The following is a 22,140-nucleotide window of genomic DNA, read 5'->3' as shown; positions in this document are numbered from 1 at the left end:
TCAAAGTTCTCACTGAAAAACAAGGACTTTGTCAGCAGCCTGAATTAATACCCTGATAGCTCAGAGTATTAATTACGACCCCTTTAAATGAATAGGTTTGTGTCTAATCTTTTCATAAAGCAAAACTACCTACTTTGCATTTCCTGTACGGCAAAGAGACTTGAAACAAATCGGCATTGTCATATCGCTACGTTGCAATAATTCGCCAGTTTCAGATAACCCAAAGACCTCTCCCGTTTTAAAAGAAGACATAATATCGATAAGAGAATAGTGCCAATTTTGTTTTTCATTCACCAAACTCAGCTCTTCAATTGCAATTCCCTGATCTTCTTTAAACTGATTTTTAATTGTAATCAGACCTGAATCTGCAACCGCTATCTGCAAATTATTCCCTTCCCGCTGTAGGATGACTTCATTCGGTTTAATGTCGGCATACTCTAATGACAAAATATCGTGTTCGCCCTTAGTATCTAGGATAGTGGTATGTTTCGCCGTTCCCCCTACTCGATAAATGTCATTCCCTTCATGACCAATGAGCTTGGCATAATCATCCGTTATTTGTAGGCTATCTTCTTGCAAGCCACCATAAACAGTGACATGTTCATGAATGCCATAACCATGAGAAACCGAAATCATATTTTTATTTTTGCGGCTTCCTTGAATTATTTTACCGGCACTTGTTGTATCACGATCGGGAGAATATCTATCAAAAATAACAGATGGATTAGAATTAAAAGCCTTTAGTAGCAAAAGATTAATAGGATTAATCTTTTTATATTTGATTGATGGGTCTTCAATTGTTACAGCGCCATCACCTTCCCACATCAAATTCGTATCAAGTGGGAGCTGGCTCACTCGGCCTTGATTATCCTGTACAGTCACTGAACCACCGGGGAATGACACTACTGTTTCTGATGGTAAAAGTTCTTTCATCGCATGGCAAAGTAAGCTGGCATTTAATGTCACGGAACCTGAGGTTGTAATTCTTTCTATTTGATGACTCGATGAGGAAGAGAAAGCCCCTTGAATAGAAACACTATCCTCACTATTTTGGATATTAATAACCAGATTATCGGCTTCTCTGCTAAACACTAATTGCTCATGAGTAATACCCGTAAAAGCCAAGGTGTCCTGCCCGCCAAGATCTTCAATAACAACGTTACCATCTCCTTTCATAAATCGATAAGTATCATCAATATCAAAACCGATCACTTCATGATGTTTGAGTATCATTTGGTCTGGATCTGCACTCTGCAATTGATAATGACCTTCCGTAAAGGACAATGTAAACCAATCATCCGCTTCTGCGCTAACAGACTGTAAACGCCCTATGCTTTGCAATAATGTTGTCGCGGGTAACTCGGGCGCGTTTGCTATCTTAAATATCATCCCACGCTCTGCCATTTTCTCAGGGTTCGTAATCAAAAGCTGTGCCTTTGATTGAGGGTCATACCACATCAAATCCTGACCATTGTGCCGAACCAGCCCCTTATCGAGATCAGGAAGCATAATAACAGGCTGATTACCGCGCTCATCAAGAATAACCTGCCGATAGTGACTAAATAGCGCTTTGTCTAATAAATAACACGCTCCCTCAGTTTGCCCACTAATCGTTAAACGATCCATGCCCTCTAATTGAGGCAATTTAAATTCGATGGCGCGATCAGAGGATGCTAACTGCAATACTAACTCGCCTTTAAGTGGAGCATTTTCGTTTAGGGCAATAAAACGATATTTACCAAGAGTTAACGAGTCTCCTGATGGACTAACCTGCCAGAGCTCCCCCGTACTTTGGTCGTGAATATAGCTACCTAATTGTTCACTTGATTGCCCCAAATAACGCAAATCATGGTTAACGTTTAAGCCTTGAGCATGAATAAAGATGTTTTGTTTTGTGAGATACCAGCTAGGTATCTGTTTATTTTCAGAAAAATAACGGATCACAGGTGAAATGAGTACCTTAACTCGCAATGCTTCAATCGCAGCTTTCAACTGATTTTCCGAAATTAAGGTGGTTTCTTGCCATGCAATCAGTTGTAGCTGTTTACCTATTTCAGCATCTTTATTCATTAATAATACTGCCCCATCAGCTGTTGTTAGCTGAAGTTTATCGCCTATGGGCACAACACTCAGGTACTGTTCTTCTGACCAACGTTTTGCAGGAGGAATAGAGGATATATTTTGTCCTAGTTCAGAGAGAACTTGCTCAGAGTCTTGACTTAAAGGTTGAAGATATAGCTGTCGATGAGCATTATCATACAGCCAAGCTTGTTTCCCATCAGAAGATAGGCCTCGATAATGAATATCATTGGATGCATCAATCCCAGCACCGCCTTGTATTATTTTTTCGGCGGCAACGTCATACCATGTCATTATCGCTTTGCCTTGATTATCGTGAATACCTTGCAAGCGTATGGCGGGTAATGTTGCTTCTCGTATAGCGAGATCACGCAACTCTATCAGTATATTTTCTCGATGTTTCAATACCCAATTATCCATTACTCCCATCAAGCGCAGATTACCCTGTTCATCTGTTATCCAGAGCGTTCCGTCCTTACATTGTGCTGCTAGTTGCCCTTGAAATATAGATAAAGAGTCAACGTTCGATTTCACTTCATGTGCAATCGCGCTTTTATTATTAGCAATACCATCACCCATTTGAAAATACAGTTTTTGATGCGAAGAACTGTAGAAATAGTAGTCCGTTTTTTCTCCTGTAGTCACCGATATCTGTTGAATATCCTCAGGTGCATCAGCAAGGTTCATTCGCAAAAACATCTGGTATTTTTGCTCACCTTCAGGCTTATTAAACCATGAGTGGTAATTGCTCCCATCTTGACGACCATGCAAGTGTAGCTCTTGGCTTCCTTCTGCTCGCAAAGTGTGTTCTGAGTTGAATATTGGTAATGATGAGTCAGCATGGTTATCGCTTATCATCAATAATATTTGTTGTAACTCGCTTGCCTCTCCAGTGATCCCAATCAGCTGTTGGGACTGGCTGCTTAGCCGCCAAGTATAACTCACGGGTCCAGAGTCATACTGATACTCCACGATAAAATACAACACTCCACCGTCACTCGAAATGAGCTGGCTTTTAATAGGCTTTATGGCTGAAATAGGCCTATCAGCTATAGCCTTAGTACTTCCACTAAGGATTGAAGCATTTAGTGGCAAATACTCCTGTAAAACATTTCCGGTTGCAATATCCACCAACCATGCTCTATCGTCTCGATATAACCACGCTTGATCATTCTCTACTTTTGCAAGTTGAGCACTACGGAGAAACTCTGCTTCATTGGGCATGTTAGTGTAAATAAAACGGTCATTTGTTACTTCATAATAAGCAATTCCGGTGAACTCGCCAGCAGGTGTTCGGTAATGGTTTACTGGGATAAATGGCTGATAATGGGTATCTGTGTGGCTAACCTGCTTTAGATGATCATGTAATGAGTCCCAATCTTTAAAGTTATCAGCATTAACAGTACGTCTCTCAAGTGTTATGTCCTTTTTTTGCACATCGATTGCAAAAATACCATCTTCACTAACTAGATTCAGTTTACCTTGGAAATCATCGGAGAATGTAATCGGTAATTTACCTGTTAGTAGTCTACCTTGTGGATCAAATTGCAGTTTATTTTCATTCAAGAGTGCGCGCGCATCCAAAACCCATTGAGTTGCATTACTTCCCTGTGACAACGTCAATGTAGCCCCTTCCTGTAGACTTATATAATAAGTACTATTCCCACCCGCCAATGTATACGCTAGTTTCTCTCTCGCCTCATCGGGTAGTATAGGCATAATGATGGTACGTGGATAATCATCTAATAAAACTTGCACTGGTGTTGTAACAAACTCAAACATGAGCTCACTGATCGCGCGTTCTGAAGGAAAGTTATAAAAATCGAAGGAGAAATTATCCTCATTATTTCGATAATTACTCTCTATACGCCGCAACACGTCGAATCCCCTATCATCACGCGCTGTGACAAAAGGAAAAGTCTCGTAGCTATAATCCATATAATACTGAGGGGTATCTGGCAGTATGAGCGGAATATCCGAGGTAAGAGCCAAAGAAGCTGTTGCAGCTGGATGATTAATTCCTTCCCTAATATTAATAACTTTCTTTTTTGGATCAGCTTCTTTATGCGTTCCAGCTCTATTCACTGATACAGGTGTTACCCATGTGGTATGATTAGAGTAGCCAGAACCGAGGCCATAGACATGTGTCTTGTATATCCAAGTATCAGCAAATGTCAGTTGTTGATTACGCAAATCTAAGGCATTAACCGCTATCCCTGAACTGTTTTTCCACATTCGGTGAGTTGTACCATCTGCACCTCGAACATCAACAATCTGGTAACCACCTTTCTGATATCCTTTATCTAGATCTCCAAAATAATGACCTACCGCTTTTGTTTTTTCGATGTGCACTTGGGTGCCTTGTACCAGTGCCGTAATACCAATACCTAGTCCGGCTATAGGTACTCCTAAATAACCAATAAAACTCGCGACCGTTGGTGCCCCAAATGTCGCAGCTCCAAAGCTAACCCCAGCATTAGCTAAACCAGCTAAATCAAAACCTAACTGAGTACCAATCACTGACCTCTGAGCTTCATTCTGTGCATTTGCTAATTCGTAACCATCTAGCCCCGTGCTCAGTAAATTCAGCCCAACGCCCACAAATGGGCTAGCACGCGAGACCGCTTTGAGCATCCCTTTCGTGGCTTGACCTTTGGTCACAAGCTCTTTCCATAGACCGATATACTTTAGAGTATCGTCAATGCTATCCCATCCCATTTGTGCCCAGTTAGCATAAGTATGCACCTGCAATGCACACCTCAAATTCTCCGGCAAAACATCCTCCGTAGTATTGTCACGGGCATGTTGATTAAACAAAGTTTGAATAATAAAAGCAGTGTTGAGCCCATGTACCCCTTCAGCTTTTGATGTCACTTTTGAATGTGAAATCAGCTGATTGTCAGCAATATTAAGATGTGATTTGAACAATCCAAGTTGACGATCATATTCATGTATGTAGTTTGGAATGCGTGAATCATTAGTTTTCACTCTCATTGAGACACTTGGGCTATCTTTACGGATAAACGCTAAAGAATACGATTTCGATTGAGGCGTATCTTCTTTCAATGTCTGAAATACGGGTAACCACTCTGAATCAGATAATTTATTTTCAAGGTATAGCTGCTTCATTCCCAACTCAAAATCTAATCCTCGATTTAATGCTGTTAATTGCTGATGCTCTGATATTGCTTGCCCACCCTTTCCTGGTATGTTGGTTGCTGCAATCCATCTATCATTTTCTTGATTCAGAATCACTTTTTCGCCAATGTCAGTCAGGCATTTTTGGTTATTCTCATTAACAACAACTCTCGTGGTATAAGCTGAAATCGAAGAAGGGGAAATATCTTGCTTGTTAAAAGATGAAATAAATTGATGTAAATAGTTATCATTACTTTCAGCTCTTGCCAAAGAGCAATTCACTAAATTAATGCGTTCAGGAGAAGCGTTGAGAGCAAAGTATTCACTGAGCTTGAGGAGCTGTTCATTCAGATTTTCAGCAGTGTGACCACCAAATGTTTTATGATTGATAGTAGCCTCACCATCGCGACCATACCCTACCACTTGCCAACGCTGTAGCCCTTCAGTAACAAAATTTGCAGGGAAGCCCTCCACCCACTCACCTTTAATATTAAGATGCCAGCTTTTGACCTCACCTTGATCATTCAGCTGTACTAGCACTGACGTATCGGGGGATTTTCCAACCAGCTGTTCTGCGACTTCCCTAACGGTTGGGTCATTTTCAAGCTGGATGACCAACTGGCTATCAAAACGACTTCCTCTACTTTTTTCTAGTGAATTAAGAGTCGGCTTATGCCAATCGCTGATTGATTTTTTATCGTAAAGTTCCACATCACCTAATGTGCTATTAGTAAAATGCGTCTTTTTTGGCTTAAAAGCCGACAATAATTTATAACTATTTGGGTTTATTTTTTTACTTAATGCGATCTTTTGTTTATTGACTATGAATGAGATGTCTTTAGCCTGATTAAAGGCTTCTCTTAATATTGTTATTTCAGAAACATCAATAGATGTTTCATAGCGTTTTTTAAACGTAGTCTGTTTAAATTTAGCATTCTGTGAAGCTTGTTTATACAGCTTTATTTTTTCTTTGTTTGTTAAATGGCTGTATAACTCCACCACAGATAGACGCTCAACTAATTCGACATTATTACGGTTAATTGCAGTTAAAAGCGCACTCCCCTCATCTCTTGCTCCGTACTCAAGTAGTCTGTTCACTAAAATAATATCATCGCTATCAACGGCTTTCGTTAAGGCGGTCTGTTTCTGGTTATTTTTTTTACTTTATTGTTACTGTTCGGATTAACATCAGCCTCCAATAACAATCTCAATGTCTCTTCATCACGATTATTGATAGCGGTGCTCAACCACTCGAAACCATCGTGACGTGATAAAGATTGATAAGCCAGTAACTTTCTCACCAAATCAGGCCGCTTAGCTTGGATAGCTAATAGCAATTGGTCGTAACTAAAATCGGATGCAGTGTGTTGCTTTTGCCAACTACTTTTCGCGTCCTCTTCGGTATAAGTATTAAATAAATCAAAACTGAACTGATCTATTGGAAAAGATTGGGATTGTCCATCCTCACTAACTTGCTGTTTAGCATTATTTTTTATCGCTTTTAATATTGCGCCGGGTCCTGTAATTTCGATTGTTGCAGTACTTTCAGTAAGGCCATCCATACGATAATTCGCTTCTTCCGGAAATTGAATGCCTGCATAAGGGTCATTCAAATATCGAGTTTGCTGATCACCTTCTTTTTCAATAAAAATCAAATTATGTTGTTCTAATCGTTGGTAGTTCTTAGCTAGCGTTTCCATCACGCTCTGTAATTTATGACTATGAGCCTCTGCCATAATGGCATTGTTATTTATGCCACGAAATCCGCGATGCTTCGCGATCCGTAGGCTATTAGATTCAATGTACTGCTGTGCAAGTGGTTGGAAAAAATCATCAATCGTATGTACTGCATCAATAGTAATTCGGATCTCATCCACTAAATTTTTATATTCGGGTCCTTTCTGTGCAAACTTATCCACATAATTCTCATAGCTTTGAGTTAATGCCTCACGTGCAGGAAAATGACTGGAGTCGATCACGGATAATCGTTCAAGTATTAATTGTGTCTTAGCAAATTCTATTTGAGCCTTCTCTCTACCGGATAATTGAGAAATTTTAGTTTGAATATTTTCATTAAAAATCGTCGTATTTAATGCAGGTAGTAAATCGGCATCAAAATAAAATCCTCCCTGCTGACTTAGCATTTTAAGTCGAACGATATCAGAGGCAGCAGCAAGATTTTGTCTTAATGTTAATTCTTGATAATAATATTTATCTATACCCGTATAAGTGTCATCCAAAATATTAATATCCGCTAACTGAACTAAACCTGAATGTTGCTGCATAAAATCTGAATAAGATGTTTTATTTTCCTTTCTAATGTTCTCCAGATTTTCTTCTGAACAATTAAGATTAGCAATCATGAATTCTTTAGCGGATTGATCAAACGTTTTTTTTTCTATCCTCATCGCTTGTGAAATAAATTTATGTGCATCATTCTGCAATTGAATAACTTTATTAAAATACGTTTTTTTACCCACTATCAGTTTTTGTCCAGCAAAATTTTTTATCTGTTTACCGAGTTCATTCGCTAATAATGCCTGCGGGTCATACCAAACAGTGATCTGATAATCCGGGTTAATTTGTTGCCATGTACGAATATAGTCCTGCTGAATAGCGCCGAGCTTTCCTAACCAAACAAAATGTATCTTCTTTGGTACTTCAACAAGGCTCACCTCAATTGTAGAGTTCACCGCTTGGGTAGAATGATTTCCCATAAAATATCCTTATTTTTATTATCCTAGTTTTTTCATCTTCATTAAAAAAATTAAATGGCATTATTCATTTAGTTTATTTATTTCAAAATAAATATGTAACGTTCATTGCTCTTATAAAATTAACCATTTTCATTTAAAAAACAACCTTAATAATTTAAAACTTAATTATTAGGATTATCCATAATAAAATTAACATAAATCGTTAATGATTTATTTGCATATGAAATAACTCGCGTTATATTTAATAAAAAAATAAATTACATTTAGATACTCACTCTATAAATAAATAAAATCATTTATAGTCAATAATGAACGAACAGATAGGAGGTATAGGCCAACTCTATTATTCGCTGAGTAAAGTCAACCACATGACAGCTATAAATCAATGATGAACATTGCTATGATGAAACATTGGAACAATGTTGTGACGGAGCTAACCAATGTCAGTACAGCGCGAAGAAATTTTAAGTCATGCTTTAAACCAGTTAGAAAAACAAGGTTTATCTGCATCTACCGAGCACCTTCTCAATGAAATAGAACCTGATTTTAGCCTTATCCACCAGTTTTGGCCTGATGATGAGGCTTTGATTTATGATTGCTTGCGATACCATGGTCAGCAAATTGAAATCTGGCAACGCCAAACACGCTTAGATGAATCGCTAAGCCCACAGCAAAAGTTAACATCTCGCTACCAACAGCTTTATAGCAAAGTCAGTGAAGGTCGTTTTCCAGGCTGCTTATTTGTCTCTGCCTGTAATCATTATCCTGATCCACAGCATCCTATTCATCAATTAAGCCGTTTACAGAAGGACAACTCTTTCCTGTATACCAAGGAGCTTTTAGATGAACTCGATATTGAAGATTCAGAGCTGGTCGCCAATCAAATGGAATTGGTACTGGAAGGTTGCTTAAATCGCCTGTTGATTCAGCGTGATGTTAATGATGTTGAAATCGCACAGCATCTGTCTGAAGATATTTTAGCTATTGCTTTATGCCGCAAAAAAGGTGCATTAAGTTAAAAATCAGTAAGCGCGCGTTAAACCAACAATTTTTGCTGAAAAAGAAAACACTCAGTTGAAAATTACGTTTTTTTATTAAAAACTCGTTGACGAGAACTGCCTAATGCGGTTTAATGCGCCCCGTTGCCCGGATAGCTCAGTCGGTAGAGCAGGGGATTGAAAATCCCCGTGTCCTTGGTTCGATTCCGAGTCCGGGCACCACTATTTAAAGAAACCGCCTAATAGGCGGTTTTTTGCTTTCTAGTATTCAATAAACCTCTCCAGATTAAACCTATCACTATCATCCATATCAATACTATTTAGCCTACAAAAAGTACCTCTTGAGCTTTTTTTGCAGCTCATTTTGTTCAATGGAATTTAGCGCTTTTCAATATAGAACATCCCACAAGGTCGATACAAACAGCCAAACCTCACTGAATGCGAAATAGTGTTGAATTAAATTTCACTCAATAATATAGGCAACTAAGGAGCCTCTATTAATATTTAGAAACAGATAAGATTACTCTTTTGCCTCTAATTTATTTAAGATAATGCATGTATCTAATGAGGATTTTTAAATCAATTTAAAGCTATTTATGATTGATTAATTGTAAATAAAAGGATTTTTCATGCGCAAGTTGGCTATTGGGTTCATATTACTGTTTGTCATCGCTTTAGTGGTACTGATCAATAATTACAACACAATTCAAAAAAATGATGAGTTAGTCGCTGCTACTGCTTCGGAGCTATTAAATCAGTATCAGCGCCGTTCCGATTTAGTACCAAACCTTGTTAATACTGTAAAGGGTTACTCAAACCATGAAAGTAATGTGCTACGAGACGTGGTACAAGCAAGAGCGTCTGTTGGGCAAATTAACGTAAGTGCCGATATATTTTCTGATCCTGAAATTACCGCGGCATATCAAAAAGCCCAAAACAATTTAGGGCAATCCCTGTCTCGTCTGTTAGTCGTTGCAGAAAATTATCCAGAATTAAAGGCCAGTTCACTCTATCAAGATCTTATGGTGCAGTTAGAAGGTGCTGAAAATCGTATTTCTGTCGCGCGTACTCGTTATATTGATGCCGTTCGTCATTACAATACACAAATCAGGCAATTCCCTTATAGTTTTATCGCAAAATATTTTGATTATGAGGCAAAAGCTAATTTTAGTGTTGAAAATGAACAACAGATAAAAACCGTCCCTATTGTGGATTTTAGCTCATGACTCGTAAGCTATTCTCTTTATTATTTTTGTTATTATTCAGTTTCACTGCCAATGCGACACTCGTAAGCCTTCCACCGTTAAAGACGGATAGAGTGATTGATAGTTCAAAACTATTAACTACACAGCAATTTCAGAGACTAAATAATCTGCTTATTGATTTTGAAAATAATCGGAGGGATGGATCTCAATTTGTTCTGTATATTGTGCCGACAATAGGCAATGAGACAATCGAACAATTTGCCTCTCGCGCCTTCAATCAATGGAAAATAGGAAAGGAAGGCAAAGATAATGGCATCTTACTCGTCGTAAGCACCAATGACCATAAAGTACGCTTTGAAATTGGATACGGCTATGAGGGTATCCTAACGGATGTTCTCTCAGGACGCATTATACGAAATGATATATTACCGTCTTTTAAGTCAGGAAATTATTATTCAGGGATTGAACGGGGTCTTAAACATGCGATGCAAGTTGCTAATAGCGAGCCAATAGAATTTGATAATTCACTGATAGATCTCATCCCATTTAAGATCCTACAAACGCATTTTACGCTGATTTATCTTGCCATTTTTAGCCTAATTTATGCTTATAAATTAATTTTTGGTACCCGAAGATTAAAGAAAAAAATTAATAATGAGATAGCGCTTTCAGAAAAAAAGAAAACGTCTAGGAAGCGAGGGTATAAAATAGGTGCTAAACAGTTAAAAAGATTAAAAAAATACTTACAATATAAATATTACTTTCCCACATCGTTGAATATGTTTGGCCCCGTGACGCTCTATACCTTAGCTGCTATATTTTTTACACAGGTCTATCTCGATGGGTTAATTAATCCTTTTATGCTGATACTGATGATTATGTTATCAATATTTTTCAATATCATACTAATGATGATTATTTTTAGTCTATTGAACTTATTGCTCCCCCTCTTCCGTCAACAAAAAAAAGAATGGAACGAAATTTGTTCTTTGAGTCGGGTAGGCTCACCTTTTTATCAATCATCTGTTGCATCGAGATCATCATATCGATATTCATCAGGTTCTTCATCCTCATCATCGAGTTACAATTCAGGTTCATCGGGCTCATCTTCAAGTTCTTCTTCACGTTCTTCCAGTGGTGGCGGTGGTGGATCAAGTGGCGGCGGTGGCGCTTCAGGGAGCTGGTAATATAATGTGGCAGAATCTGCGCATAACAACTTGTAGATTCTGCCTCAAATAGCAATGACGTAATCCAACATTAAATTGCCCAATTATCGTCAATTTAGTTTCTAAAATTACCGGCGCTAATTATTTGCAGTAAATCTCATACTAAACTCAAATGTTATTTTTGAATATGTTTAGCAACAAGATAACCGGATATTGCATTCAAACCGGCGCCAGGCCATGTTGAAGCACCAATAATCCATAAATTTTTAATCGGTGTTTTATAACGAGAGTATCCCGGAAAAGGTCTAAAAATATAATTTTGATTAAGTTGATGGCTCCCAGCTACGCTGTCACCATTGACAAGATTTCGATTATGTTTCATTAAATCTTCCGGCGAAAAAACAGCATAATCTAAAATACGTTGTTTTATATTTGGGGCATAGAAGCTTATATTATCAATCACTCGTTCAGCATAATCTTGCTTCATCGAATCCCAATGGCCAATAGATATCGCATTGAGTGAATCACTATTTGGCGTATAAGGTAACGCTCTAACTTGTACCCAAAGCGTTTCCTTACCATCCGGAGCCCGAGTTTTATCGTGTCTGCTTTGTTGCCCAACAACAAGCATTGGGTTATCCGGTAAAATACCATTTTGGGCTTGATTGAATGTTGTTGCTATATCATTCGTATAAGGCCCTATATGAACATAGCCAAAATTAGAAAAATCCTCGCCAGCCTTCCACTCTAAGGGGCCATCTAACGCAAAATGGATCATCATAGTGCTTAGCCCATAACGATATTGTTTCGCTTTTTGAATATAATTACTCGGAAGATGGGCTTCATTAATGAGTGAATTAACGATTTGGGTTGGTGTTATATTCCCTATAACCGCTTTTCTAGCGCTAAATGTTTGCCCTGTTATGGTTTTTACACCAATCGCAGTCCCTTTTTCTACAATAATTTCAGTGACATTTTTCTGCGTTAATATTGTCCCGCCATTATTTTCTATTATTTTTGCAATACTCTTTATGAGATTACCAACCCCGCCTTTACTTATAGCAAGCCCATTTAAATGGTCGACCATACTCTCTACAAAAGAAAATGTTGCTCCTCCAGAGATATCTGGGCCATAGTCCAAGTGAAAAGCCCAAGGGATAAATAATGCACGTACTTTAGGATGTGTAAACCAGTCCTCAGAAAACTCACGCGTCGATTTAAGAAGTAATTGTGCTAAGCTGAGCGATTCGGTCATACCAAGATGCCTTGTCATTGACCATAGCTGTTTGGCTGCTTTAAATGAAGGTAACTCCGTTTGCATAATTGGCATGAAATGCTGCGATGTTTTTTGAAAATAACTTAATAGTTTCCAGAATGAATCTGCATCTTGATTAGAGTATTTGCGAAGCATCGCATCTGTTTTATCATGATCTTGATAAACGGCAATACCTTCACCATCAGGAAAAACATTACAATAAGGTCTATCTATCGTGTTGATTTCAAATCCATTGTCATGGAGTTCTTTTTTATACTCTTGATAAAAAGGGGAGCCTAAAAACATACCAATATTGGTTGCATAAAGGTCATGGTGAAATCCAGGTTGTGTTATTTCAGCAGTACGTGCAGCCCCACCAATATCACTTTCACTTTCTAAAACAACAACTTTTAATCCTTTGAGTGATAGCATTGCAGCGGCGACTAGACCATTATGCCCACTACCGATAATAACGATATCATATTGTTCATCCATCTTATTTACCCTTATTCTTTATTTAATATGAGATTATTATATTAAGAGTAACTACGAGTAATTTAATTAACCCCACCATAAAAACGATTTTGAAAATATTTTAATCTGAGAAAAAACAGGTAAATAATAGATATATTAACAATAAATTAATTCAATTTTAACATACACGTAATGTGATATTTATCGCAAAACATTTCACCTAGTATTGCTGTAACTTAAATTCAGGATAATAACTTTTCATTTTGAGACAACTTAGAAATAAGTTAAAATACTTAAACTCTATAATTAAGCCGCTAATTTCCGAACGTATTCTTCATCAAATACAAAGACCATAGCTATTTGCCATTTAATTGAATAGGTATAAGCTGGTTTCATCACTTTTGAAGCATCGAGTAACCTTTCCTAGAGACTTTCCGCCAGTGGACAAAAATTCCCCCTTAGCCGATATCTACCTTTCCTTATATCAAAAATGAATAATAACAAACGGGTAGTTTAGACTTTTCTTTATACTTCATCATATTAGCTGGTGAGAATATCTCATCATTTAGAACCTTATTTCACATCAACATGAATTTATTTCAATTACCGCAAAGCCTTGTTTATGACATCTTATTCATAAAATCAATATGGAATGCGTTGCTTGGCACGACGCATCACACAATAGATACACTTTTGTTAGGGAGAATATATGGGACGTCATCTCGGTTTACGCGCTACTTTTGGAGCTCTAGTTCTAGCATGCGGTTTAAGTTCCGCACTAGCTAACAGCGATCCACACACCATTGTTTTCGGCGTAGCGCCGGGACCATACGGTGACATGGTGAAACAGGCCCTCGAACCATCATTAAATGAAAAAGGCTACAAGGTAGTCGTACGCGAGTTTAGCGACTACGTACAGCCGAACATGGCTCTGTCTAATGGCAGTATCGACGCCAACCTTTTCCAACACACACTTTACTTTGATAAATTCACTGCCGATAAAAAGCTGAAGCTCAGCAACCTGATCACTGTACCAACGGCAGGCATGGGCTTCTACTCCAACAAAATTAAGAGTCTCGATGAGCTGAAAAAAGGCGACATTGTGACACTGTCCAACGATCCTACTAATCTGGCTCGTGGCCTGCGTTTCTTGCAATCCATTGATCTGATAACAATTAAAGACAATATCGATCCGACCAAAGCCTCAGAGCGCGATATCGCTAGCAATCCGAAAGGTTTAGTCTTCAAATCATTGGAAGCAGCGCAGCTACCGCGTACTCTCGATAGCGCCACTGCGGCATTGGTCAACGGCAACTTTGCTGTTGCAGCAGGCTTGGATCTGTCTACGGCTATCAAACAAGAACACCTAGACGAAAACCTAAAAAACATCATCGCGGTACGCAGCGAAGATGCTGATAAACCTTTCGCTAAAGATATTGTTGAGGTCGTGAAATCTCCGGCATACCGTGCTGTGATTGATGATCCAAAAAATGTCTATAGTGCTTTCCAGAAACCAGACTGGATGGTTGCTGCTGACAAAAAGTAAACAAAGATACTGAATTAACAGGCAGGCTGCGATAGCCTGCCTTTTGTCGTATGAGGAAAACATGATTGAGATAGATAAGGTCTCTGTAGACTTTCCCACTGTCCGTGGGGCTACCCCCACTCGTGCTGTGGATAATGTTAGCTTACAGATAGCACCGAAAGAAATTTTTGGTATCGTTGGCACCAGTGGAGCAGGTAAAAGTACTTTGCTACGCACATTAAACGCGCTGCAACGGCCAAGCGAAGGCGTTGTAAAAGTCAATGGCGTAGCCATTTCACAAATGGAAGGTCTGGCGCTACGTAAAGCACGTCAGCGTATTGGGATGATTTTTCAACACTTTAATCTCATGCACACCCGCACTGTGGCACAAAACGTGGCATTTAGCCTAAAAGCAGCAGGTTGGGAGCGAGCTAAAATCGCCCCACGCGTTGCTGAAACACTTGAGTTAGTAGGCCTTAGCGACAAAGCTAATCACTATCCAGTCCAATTAAGTGGCGGGCAAAAACAACGCGTTGGTATTGCTCGTGCAATCGCCAACCACCCTGACGTACTGTTGTGTGATGAACCAACATCGGCACTAGATTTGGAAACTTCAGCTAATATTCTTGAGCTACTTAAACAGATCAATGTACAGCTTGGACTTACGATCGTGCTGATCACTCACGAGATGGATGTGATCAAATCCATTTGCGATCGCGTAGCAGTGATGTCTGGCGGTAAAGTCGTCGAAATCGGTGAAGTGTTTGATATTTTTGCTCACCCACAGCACCCTTTCACTCAACAACTGGTCTCACATACGCTTGACCTAACATTACCGGACAGACTAAAAGAACATTTACCTGGCCAATTACTAAAAATCTTGTTTATCGGTGACTCTGCCGAACAACCAGTACTCTCTGATGCCGCCATTAAATTTGGCGTAGCCGTCAATATTTTGCATGGCAAAATTGAATATCTCGGCGAACGTGCTCTGGGCATTTTGGTGGTGCAACTAACTGCTGAGGATCCTGCTGCGGTAGTGCAGGCTGTAGACTATATTCGTAACCGTACCGCACAAGTGGAGGTGATCAATGGATGATTTATTAGCTGACTTAAACCTCGCCTTTGGCGAAACCTTCCAAATGCTGACCATTTCAACGGTGATGGCCATCATTGGCGGCTTACCCCTCGGTTTTTTGATATTTGTGACTAACCGTCATCTATTCTGGCAAAACCGTGCAGTTTATTTATTAAGTTCCGTACTGGTGAATATCATTCGCTCTATTCCTTTTGTCATCCTTCTGGTGTTATTACTGCCTTTAACACAGATTTTACTCGGTAATACTATTGGCCCGATTGCAGCCTCTGTACCCTTATCTGTAGCCGCGATTGCTTTTTATGCTCGCTTGGTCGATAGCGCACTACGTGAAGTCGATAAAGGTATTATTGAAGCAGCCGAAGCCTTTGGTGCCAGTCCCATGCACATCATCTGTGGTGTGCTGCTGCCTGAAGCGAAAGCAGGCTTACTCCGCGGTTTGACTATTACATTGGTGAGCTTAATCGGCTACTCCGCAATGGCGGGTATTGTTGGCGGTGGCGGTGTTGGGGATCTGGCGATCCGCTACGGTTACTACCGTTACGAAACCGAAGTGATGATCGTGACAGTGGTAGCACTGATTATATTGGTTCAAGTAGTACAGATGCTGGGCGACTGGCTGTCACACCGTGCCGATAAACGTAACAGACACTAATTATTTCCTCTGTTCCCCCTTATATCTAGAAAGGGGGAACTTACAGCTCAGTTACTTTCAATTGAGATAATCACATCATCATTACTGATATGATATATACAATCAAAAATCTCTCAGAAAATCTTCACTATCTCCGCCATAAATCCTCGCTCAATGAGATCTGTGAGAAGTCATATTATCTATATTTATCTTCATAAATGAATAGAATCAACACTATCTTAATAAATTAATCCAAATAAAATAAAAAATATAGAATGATTTGCAGAACACTCCCCCAAAAAAAACATCTAAAATAGAAAATCAAATAAACAATCACCTTGAAATTTAATATATAAAAATAACTACATTATTAATTTAATTTAATTTTAACGAGTTGAGATTAAGGGTTTTTACGTAATAACCATCCTGCGATTTATACAATACACTGTTTTTAACTATAGAAAATAAATACCATCAAAAATAGATGATCTTATTTGGACTGCTTATTCTATTGTAGATATAAATAATTTATTAAATATCATATTTAGACTATCTAATTAATAATTGTAAAAGAATAAAAAACCCATAATAGGTGTGAAAAACCCACTATTTAAGTAAGAAAAATCTGAACTTACTATTTTCACTCAAAATATTCATGTTGATAGTATGTTAAAATAATAGCCTTACAATTAATAGGCTTTATATTTTATTAATTATTTTCATTAAGTTATAGTAGTCTTTTTTAGATTGTCACTTATTTAGCTGGTAATTTAATACATATTTAATAATTAATCGCTTTTATAGATTTACTATATTGTTTTTTTATATTTAGTAAATACCTCTGCGGAGAGTATTCTACGTCCAGAAATTAAGGCTTATCAAAATAAAATCTTAAATTGGTATTTAATTAAAATGAAGGACTCTATCTTTACCTCCTTAACAGTTTTAGATAACAAAAAAAACATCACTAGTATGGTTGCTAAAAATATTGGTGAAAAAATTAAATTGCTAAGATCGGAATATAAATTGAGTGGTTCTGATTTAGCTAAAATTATAGGTATTTCACAACAACAATTATCACGTTATGAAAATGGACTTAGCGATATATCAACATCTAAAATCATGTTAATAGCAGTATACTTCAAAGTTGATGTTGGCTATTTTTTTAAAAAAGATTAACTCATCACTTCTCGAATTTAAAATTAGAGACGATTAAAATGAATGATATTAAAGAGGATATAAATGTCAGGATTGGCCATTTAATAAAGAGATTAAGGAAAAAAAAGGAATGAGCGGAAGTGAATTAGCCGAAAAATTAAATGTAAGTCAGCAACAGATATCAAGATATGAACGAGGCATCACAAAGTTAAACATTGAAAAATTAATTGAATTAGCTATCTATCTTGATTTGGATTTCTCTATTTTAAAATATGAATTCATAAAAGAAAAAGAAAAAGAAAAAGAAAAAGAAAAAATTTCATTTATAAATGATACAGGGTCATTATTTTGATTTATTAAGATTATGACAGTAACAATTCAACTTATCTAATGTTTTATTTAATGTAACATAAAGCATTAATTTAAAATATGAATAACTATAGAATCTTGAGATTTTTCCATTGTTAATGTTATGTGAAATTTTTTGTTTAATTTAAGAAAATTAAACAAAATTAGGTTTTTAAATTTAATTATAAAAGCCAAACTTGAAGTCCAGTGATGATTTAGCATAAAAGGAATGTTTGTTATATCAATCGATGTTTAATTTCAAATTATCAATATCATGGATAGTTTAGATAATTTTTAATTAAAAATATAGTGAAGAGTATAATCAATTATTAAAAATTGATTTAACATTTATTTTAAATTAAAGGGTAATAAGATGAAATTAACTAAATTAGCGATTGCAACTGTATTTGCGGCATCTGTTGTTCCATTAAGCTCAATGGCTGATAACACGGGTACCATCAACTTCGTGGGTTCAGTGGTAAATACACCTTGTAATATTGAGCAGTCTTCATTGAAGCAAACTGTTGATTTTGGTCAGTTATCTCGTAAAGCATTGGAAAGTGGTAAAGCCGCAGAAGCCGATTTCGACATCAAATTTACAGGTTGTGACTTTGCTAACTTTGGTAAAGATACTGAAGGTAAACCTGTTGCTGTGAAATCAATGGAACTCGTGTTCACAGGCCAAAACTATGCAGATAAAGACAACACCCTGCTGTCAACTTCTGCGGGTAACGCGAATAACTTGGGGATTCTAATTGATGGTTTCGAATTCGGAAAAGCAAAAGATGTTTTACCTAGCATTGCAAACCAAACGGGTGACAACACTTTAACGTTCAAAGCATTAGCGAAAGCGGTTGATACCACTAAAGATGTGGCTGAAGGTAAATTCAGCGCAATTTCTAACTTCCGTATTACTTACCAGTAAGCCGATAAATTGACCGCCAGTGAAGCCTGGCGGCCAACGTGAATCACGAAGAGGGCTAAGGTGCAATTTTCCCCTCTTCGTATTATCAATCGAAAATCAACGAATTGATTTTCTTCGCTTATTTAACAACCTCTAATGACTACCGTCAAACATTATTTGTTTGTCAACAGTCAGAGCCGTCAGTTAAAGCTGACGATCCGATTGACATCCGTAAGGGAGAAACTGGTGGCTGTTTATCAACGTGTTGGTCTGCAAATAACCGGGATCCTATTTTCGCTTATTTTGGGTGGAACATCTGCTTTAGGTGCAAAAGAGGTTGGCATGCGTCATGAGGGAGCCACTCAGCTGGTTGGCAGTGTTATTTCAACGCCTTGTTCAATTGTGATGCCAAATCGCTATCAAACGGTCGATTTTTCATCTTTAACAATGACGATGTTATCAACCGCGGTAGAGCGTGAACAGCAAACCCGACCCTTTGAAATTGAACTTCGTGATTGTGGCAGCGTTTACACATCAATTGACAGTAAAACATGGACGATACGTTTTGACGGACAAGGAGCAAGCAATATCAATGCCTTTGTTTTACAAGGACCTTCTCAAGGCTTAGGGGTCTCCGTCCTTGATAACACAAAGACTGTATTGATACCGGGGGAAACATATCCCTTGTTTGACAGCGTGTTACGGCAAGGTAAATCTGGGCAAACCCTCTTTTTACGTTATTTTTTACGACTAGAACTGACTGGAAAACCCTTACAAGCAGGCAGTTACCAAGGGCTAGTTCGTTTTTTTATCGATTATCAATAAAGCACAGAGGCGTTTCTTCAATGACCCCATTGAGGGAGCATTCTTGCTGTCTTTGGGATGGTACAGGGCATGATGTTCAAACTTAGCAAAGTAAGGCAGGCCGTTTTATTGGCGGTGAGCGTCTGCGCATGCACAGCATATGCGACAGAATTCAATACCGATGTATTGGATGCGGAAGACATGCAAAACGTGGATATGAGCCAATTTTCCGTTGCTGGTTATGTGCCACCCGGACACTATGTCTTAACTGTTTTTGTCAACGGGCAACGCTTAGGCGCGCCTCGCGATATCACCATCTTCGATCAAAATGCTCAGCAACAAGCCGACGCTCAAGCTACCTGCATTCCTGCGAACTTACTTGATCTTATTGGGTTGAAAGACTCAGCAAAACAAAAAGTGACGACGTCTCATGATGGTCAGTGCCTTGATCTTTCGGCGTTGACCGGTGTGCAAACGACGGTCGAACTGTCTACGTTATCACTCAAAATCACCATTCCACAGCTGTGGATGGAATACCGTGATCCTAACTGGACACCGCCTGCCTTATGGGAAGAAGGGGTTAATGGGGCATTCGTCGATTACAGTGCCAATACGTCTGTCACCGAAGAAAATAGCGGTAATAAACGGACGTATTTATCAACAAATGGGACAGCAGGTATTAACCTCGGTGCTTGGCGTTTTCGTGGGGATTATAACGCGACTTATCAAAAACAACACGGTGGTAGTAACCCACAAGAAACACATAACTTCGATTTTAGTCGCCTTTATGCTTTTACTTCATTGAAAAAACTCGCCTCTATTTTAACCCTTGGGGAAAACTATTTCTATTCCGATGTCTTTGAATCATGGCAATACAGCGGTATTTCATTAGAAAGTGACGATCGTATGTTACCGCCAAAATTGGTCGGTTATGCACCTGAAATTATAGGTGTGGCGAATACGAATGCCACGGTGATTGTTCGTAGCCAAGATCGCGTTATTTTAGAAACCACCGTTCCACCGGGTCCCTTTCGTATTCAGACTTTAGATAGCGGCGTTCGTGGGGTACTGGATGTCACGGTTCGTGAAGAAAACGGTGAAGAGAAAAAATTCAGTCTCAGTACAGCATCTCTCCCTTATTTAACACGACCGGGACGCATTGTTTATAAGCTGGTTGCCGGTAAAACGCGTTATGACGGCCACAATTTAACCGGTAAACCGGTGATGAGTGGTGAGCTTTCTTATGGTTTATCTAACGCATGGTCACTGTATGGCGGGTCGCAGCTGAATGGCGATTACCAAACCGCGGCTATCGGTATTGGTCGAGATTTGTTTGCATTTGGTGCATTGTCACTCGATATTACGCAGTCGTTTGCCCGCTTTACTCATGAAACATTGCAAGGGCGTTCATATCGCTTGAATTATGCAAAATCATTTGATGCTTTGCGTACGGATATCACCTTTGCAGGGTATCGATTCGCGGATAGAGATTACCGCACATTAACCCAATTTATGGATCAAGATCGTACCGGTTACGTGGTGCGTGCGCCAAAAGAAAACTACCAAATCTATTTGAATAAGTACTTTGATAATTTCAATTTATCGCTGAATTATCAATACAGTACTTATTGGCAAGATAAACCCCAGACACAGTACGGTTTATATGCCAGCACCAATATCAGCATTCCGGGGCTATCCCAGCAAGATGCCAATATTTCATTATCCGCGACTCGAACAGAGCGTGATAACGGCTATAAAGATGATGCGATTAACCTGTATTTAACCGTGCCACTGTATAGCGGGCACAATATTACGTTCTCAGAATTGTATTCACGAGCGGGGGGGAATAACCAATACAACCACAGTGTCGGGTATAGCGGCTATAGCGATCGCGACAACTACAGCCTGAATGTGGGGTATAACCATGGGCAAAATATGGAGAGCCAATCAAGCATCAGTGGTTACTATTCCCGCGATCTCTCCCAAGCCAATTTATCGGCTAACGCCAGCTATGTCCCGCAGCAATATCGTAGTTTTGGTGCCTCTATTAACAGTGGTGTCACGGCGACAGCGCATGGTGTTGCGTTACATCGCTCGGCAAATGGCGATACCCGCTTAATGATTGAAACACCCGGGGTGAGTGATGTTCCACTGGATAGCGGTGTGATCAAAACCAACCGATTTGGGCTTGCGGTCATTCCTAACGTCAATAGTTATCGCAAGTCGACGGCATCAATCAATACCAGTCAACTCCCTGAAAATTTAGAAACGTTGGAATCAACGACGGATATTACCTTAACAAAAGGTGCCATTGGCTACCGCAGTTTATCGGTCATGAAAGGGGAGAAACTGTTTGCCATTTTAACATTGAGCAATGGCAAAAATCCGCCTTTTGGCGCCAGTGTGCGTAATGCCGATAATCGCGAATTGGGTATTGTGGGCGAAGACGGTGTGACATGGTTAGTTGGGATTGCACCAAAAGAAACGCTCTTTGTCTATTGGGGCGGTGAGAAGCAATGTGAATTGCTGCTGCCAGAAAAATTAGCGTCATTATCTAGCATGTTATTGCTGCCGTGCTCGTCTGCAACAGTTGCAAACGCACAGTCAGCAAAATAAGTATTTAATCCGTTTTATGAGGT

Annotated in this window: 14 protein-coding genes and 1 tRNA gene; 12 read left to right on the top strand and 3 right to left on the bottom strand. The window is 38.8% G+C overall.

All coding sequences use genetic code 11. The annotated features are described in order from the left end of the window. Positions 1 to 129 precede the first annotated feature (129 nt). Both OOA_RS12545 and OOA_RS12540 read right to left on the bottom strand, forming a co-directional pair. Complete coding sequence (locus OOA_RS12545) at positions 130 to 6,315, bottom strand: TcdA/TcdB pore-forming domain-containing protein (RefSeq protein WP_008912522.1); 6,186 nt, start codon at positions 6,313 to 6,315, stop codon at positions 130 to 132. 32 nt (positions 6,316 to 6,347) lie between these two features. After that, positions 6,348 to 7,934 (bottom strand): TcdA/TcdB catalytic glycosyltransferase domain-containing protein, encoded by a 1,587-nt coding sequence (locus tag OOA_RS12540; protein ID WP_008912521.1) that lies wholly within the window; start codon positions 7,932 to 7,934, stop codon positions 6,348 to 6,350. A 440-nt stretch (positions 7,935 to 8,374) separates the two neighbouring features. On the opposite strand from OOA_RS12540, the gene dicD reads away from it, so the two are divergent. The 4 genes from dicD to OOA_RS12520 all read left to right on the top strand — a co-directional run bounded on the left by dicD (position 8,375) and on the right by OOA_RS12520 (position 11,324). Further along, on the top strand, positions 8,375 to 8,953 hold the full coding sequence (gene dicD / locus OOA_RS12535) for a division control transcriptional repressor DicD (RefSeq protein WP_008912520.1): 579 nt from the start codon (positions 8,375 to 8,377) through the stop codon (positions 8,951 to 8,953). A 125-nt stretch (positions 8,954 to 9,078) separates the two neighbouring features. After that, positions 9,079 to 9,154 (top strand) — tRNA-Phe (locus OOA_RS12530). Between the two features lie 407 nt (positions 9,155 to 9,561). Next, positions 9,562 to 10,158: a LemA family protein gene (locus tag OOA_RS12525; protein ID WP_008912519.1), complete on the top strand. Its 597-nt coding sequence runs from the start codon at positions 9,562 to 9,564 to the stop codon at positions 10,156 to 10,158. A gap of 92 nt (positions 10,159 to 10,250) precedes the next feature. Further along, positions 10,251 to 11,324: a TPM domain-containing protein gene (locus tag OOA_RS12520; protein ID WP_236611236.1), complete on the top strand. Its 1,074-nt coding sequence runs from the start codon at positions 10,251 to 10,253 to the stop codon at positions 11,322 to 11,324. 154 nt (positions 11,325 to 11,478) lie between these two features. Here the strand turns inward: OOA_RS12520 and OOA_RS12515 are convergent, their stop codons facing one another. Beyond that, positions 11,479 to 13,053, bottom strand: a complete 1,575-nt coding sequence (locus OOA_RS12515) for a phytoene desaturase family protein (protein WP_008912517.1) — start codon at positions 13,051 to 13,053, stop codon at positions 11,479 to 11,481. Positions 13,054 to 13,741: 688 nt separating this feature from the next. On the opposite strand from OOA_RS12515, the gene OOA_RS12510 reads away from it, so the two are divergent. The 8 genes from OOA_RS12510 (at position 13,742) to OOA_RS12475 (ending at position 22,117) form a co-directional block, all read left to right on the top strand. Next, positions 13,742 to 14,578: a MetQ/NlpA family ABC transporter substrate-binding protein gene (locus OOA_RS12510; protein ID WP_008912516.1), complete on the top strand. Its 837-nt coding sequence runs from the start codon at positions 13,742 to 13,744 to the stop codon at positions 14,576 to 14,578. Between the two features lie 61 nt (positions 14,579 to 14,639). After that, complete coding sequence (sfbB, locus tag OOA_RS12505) at positions 14,640 to 15,656, top strand: virulence-associated ABC transporter ATP-binding protein SfbB (RefSeq protein ID WP_008912515.1); 1,017 nt, start codon at positions 14,640 to 14,642, stop codon at positions 15,654 to 15,656. Continuing rightward, complete coding sequence (locus tag OOA_RS12500) at positions 15,649 to 16,308, top strand: methionine ABC transporter permease (RefSeq protein ID WP_008912514.1); 660 nt, start codon at positions 15,649 to 15,651, stop codon at positions 16,306 to 16,308. Before sfbB ends, OOA_RS12500 begins: the two co-directional genes overlap by 8 nt. Before the next feature lie 891 nt (positions 16,309 to 17,199). Beyond that, complete coding sequence (locus OOA_RS12495; protein WP_008912513.1) at positions 17,200 to 17,466, top strand: helix-turn-helix domain-containing protein; 267 nt, start codon at positions 17,200 to 17,202, stop codon at positions 17,464 to 17,466. A 109-nt stretch (positions 17,467 to 17,575) separates the two neighbouring features. Next, positions 17,576 to 17,797, top strand: a complete 222-nt coding sequence (locus tag OOA_RS12490; RefSeq protein ID WP_008912512.1) for a helix-turn-helix domain-containing protein — start codon at positions 17,576 to 17,578, stop codon at positions 17,795 to 17,797. Positions 17,798 to 18,166: 369 nt separating this feature from the next. Then, on the top strand, positions 18,167 to 18,718 hold the full coding sequence (locus tag OOA_RS12485; protein WP_008912511.1) for a fimbrial protein: 552 nt from the start codon (positions 18,167 to 18,169) through the stop codon (positions 18,716 to 18,718). A gap of 225 nt (positions 18,719 to 18,943) precedes the next feature. Next, positions 18,944 to 19,522: a fimbrial protein gene (locus OOA_RS12480; protein ID WP_008912510.1), complete on the top strand. Its 579-nt coding sequence runs from the start codon at positions 18,944 to 18,946 to the stop codon at positions 19,520 to 19,522. Positions 19,523 to 19,579: 57 nt separating this feature from the next. Then, complete coding sequence (locus OOA_RS12475) at positions 19,580 to 22,117, top strand: fimbria/pilus outer membrane usher protein (RefSeq protein WP_008912509.1); 2,538 nt, start codon at positions 19,580 to 19,582, stop codon at positions 22,115 to 22,117. Positions 22,118 to 22,140 lie beyond the last annotated feature (23 nt).

The organism is Providencia burhodogranariea DSM 19968, from assembly GCF_000314855.2.
Lineage (GTDB): Bacteria > Pseudomonadota > Gammaproteobacteria > Enterobacterales > Enterobacteriaceae > Providencia > Providencia burhodogranariea.
Note: the sequence above shows the minus strand (reverse complement) of the source record. Positions and strands in the feature narration are given on the sequence as shown.

Bases quoted from the DNA above. Each gene is read 5' to 3' on its own strand.
- OOA_RS12540 (WP_008912521.1), bottom strand. From the start codon at position 7,934: ATGGGAAATCATTCTACCCAAGCGGTGAACTCTACAATTGAGGTGAGC.
- dicD (WP_008912520.1), top strand. From the start codon at position 8,375: ATGTCAGTACAGCGCGAAGAAATTTTAAGTCATGCTTTAAACCAGTTA.
- OOA_RS12525 (WP_008912519.1), top strand. From the start codon at position 9,562: ATGCGCAAGTTGGCTATTGGGTTCATATTACTGTTTGTCATCGCTTTA.
- OOA_RS12515 (WP_008912517.1), bottom strand. From the start codon at position 13,053: ATGGATGAACAATATGATATCGTTATTATCGGTAGTGGGCATAATGGT.
- OOA_RS12510 (WP_008912516.1), top strand. From the start codon at position 13,742: ATGGGACGTCATCTCGGTTTACGCGCTACTTTTGGAGCTCTAGTTCTA.
- sfbB (WP_008912515.1), top strand. From the start codon at position 14,640: ATGATTGAGATAGATAAGGTCTCTGTAGACTTTCCCACTGTCCGTGGG.
- OOA_RS12500 (WP_008912514.1), top strand. From the start codon at position 15,649: ATGGATGATTTATTAGCTGACTTAAACCTCGCCTTTGGCGAAACCTTC.
- OOA_RS12495 (WP_008912513.1), top strand. From the start codon at position 17,200: ATGAAGGACTCTATCTTTACCTCCTTAACAGTTTTAGATAACAAAAAA.
- OOA_RS12490 (WP_008912512.1), top strand. From the start codon at position 17,576: ATGAGCGGAAGTGAATTAGCCGAAAAATTAAATGTAAGTCAGCAACAG.
- OOA_RS12485 (WP_008912511.1), top strand. From the start codon at position 18,167: ATGAAATTAACTAAATTAGCGATTGCAACTGTATTTGCGGCATCTGTT.
- OOA_RS12475 (WP_008912509.1), top strand. From the start codon at position 19,580: ATGGTACAGGGCATGATGTTCAAACTTAGCAAAGTAAGGCAGGCCGTT.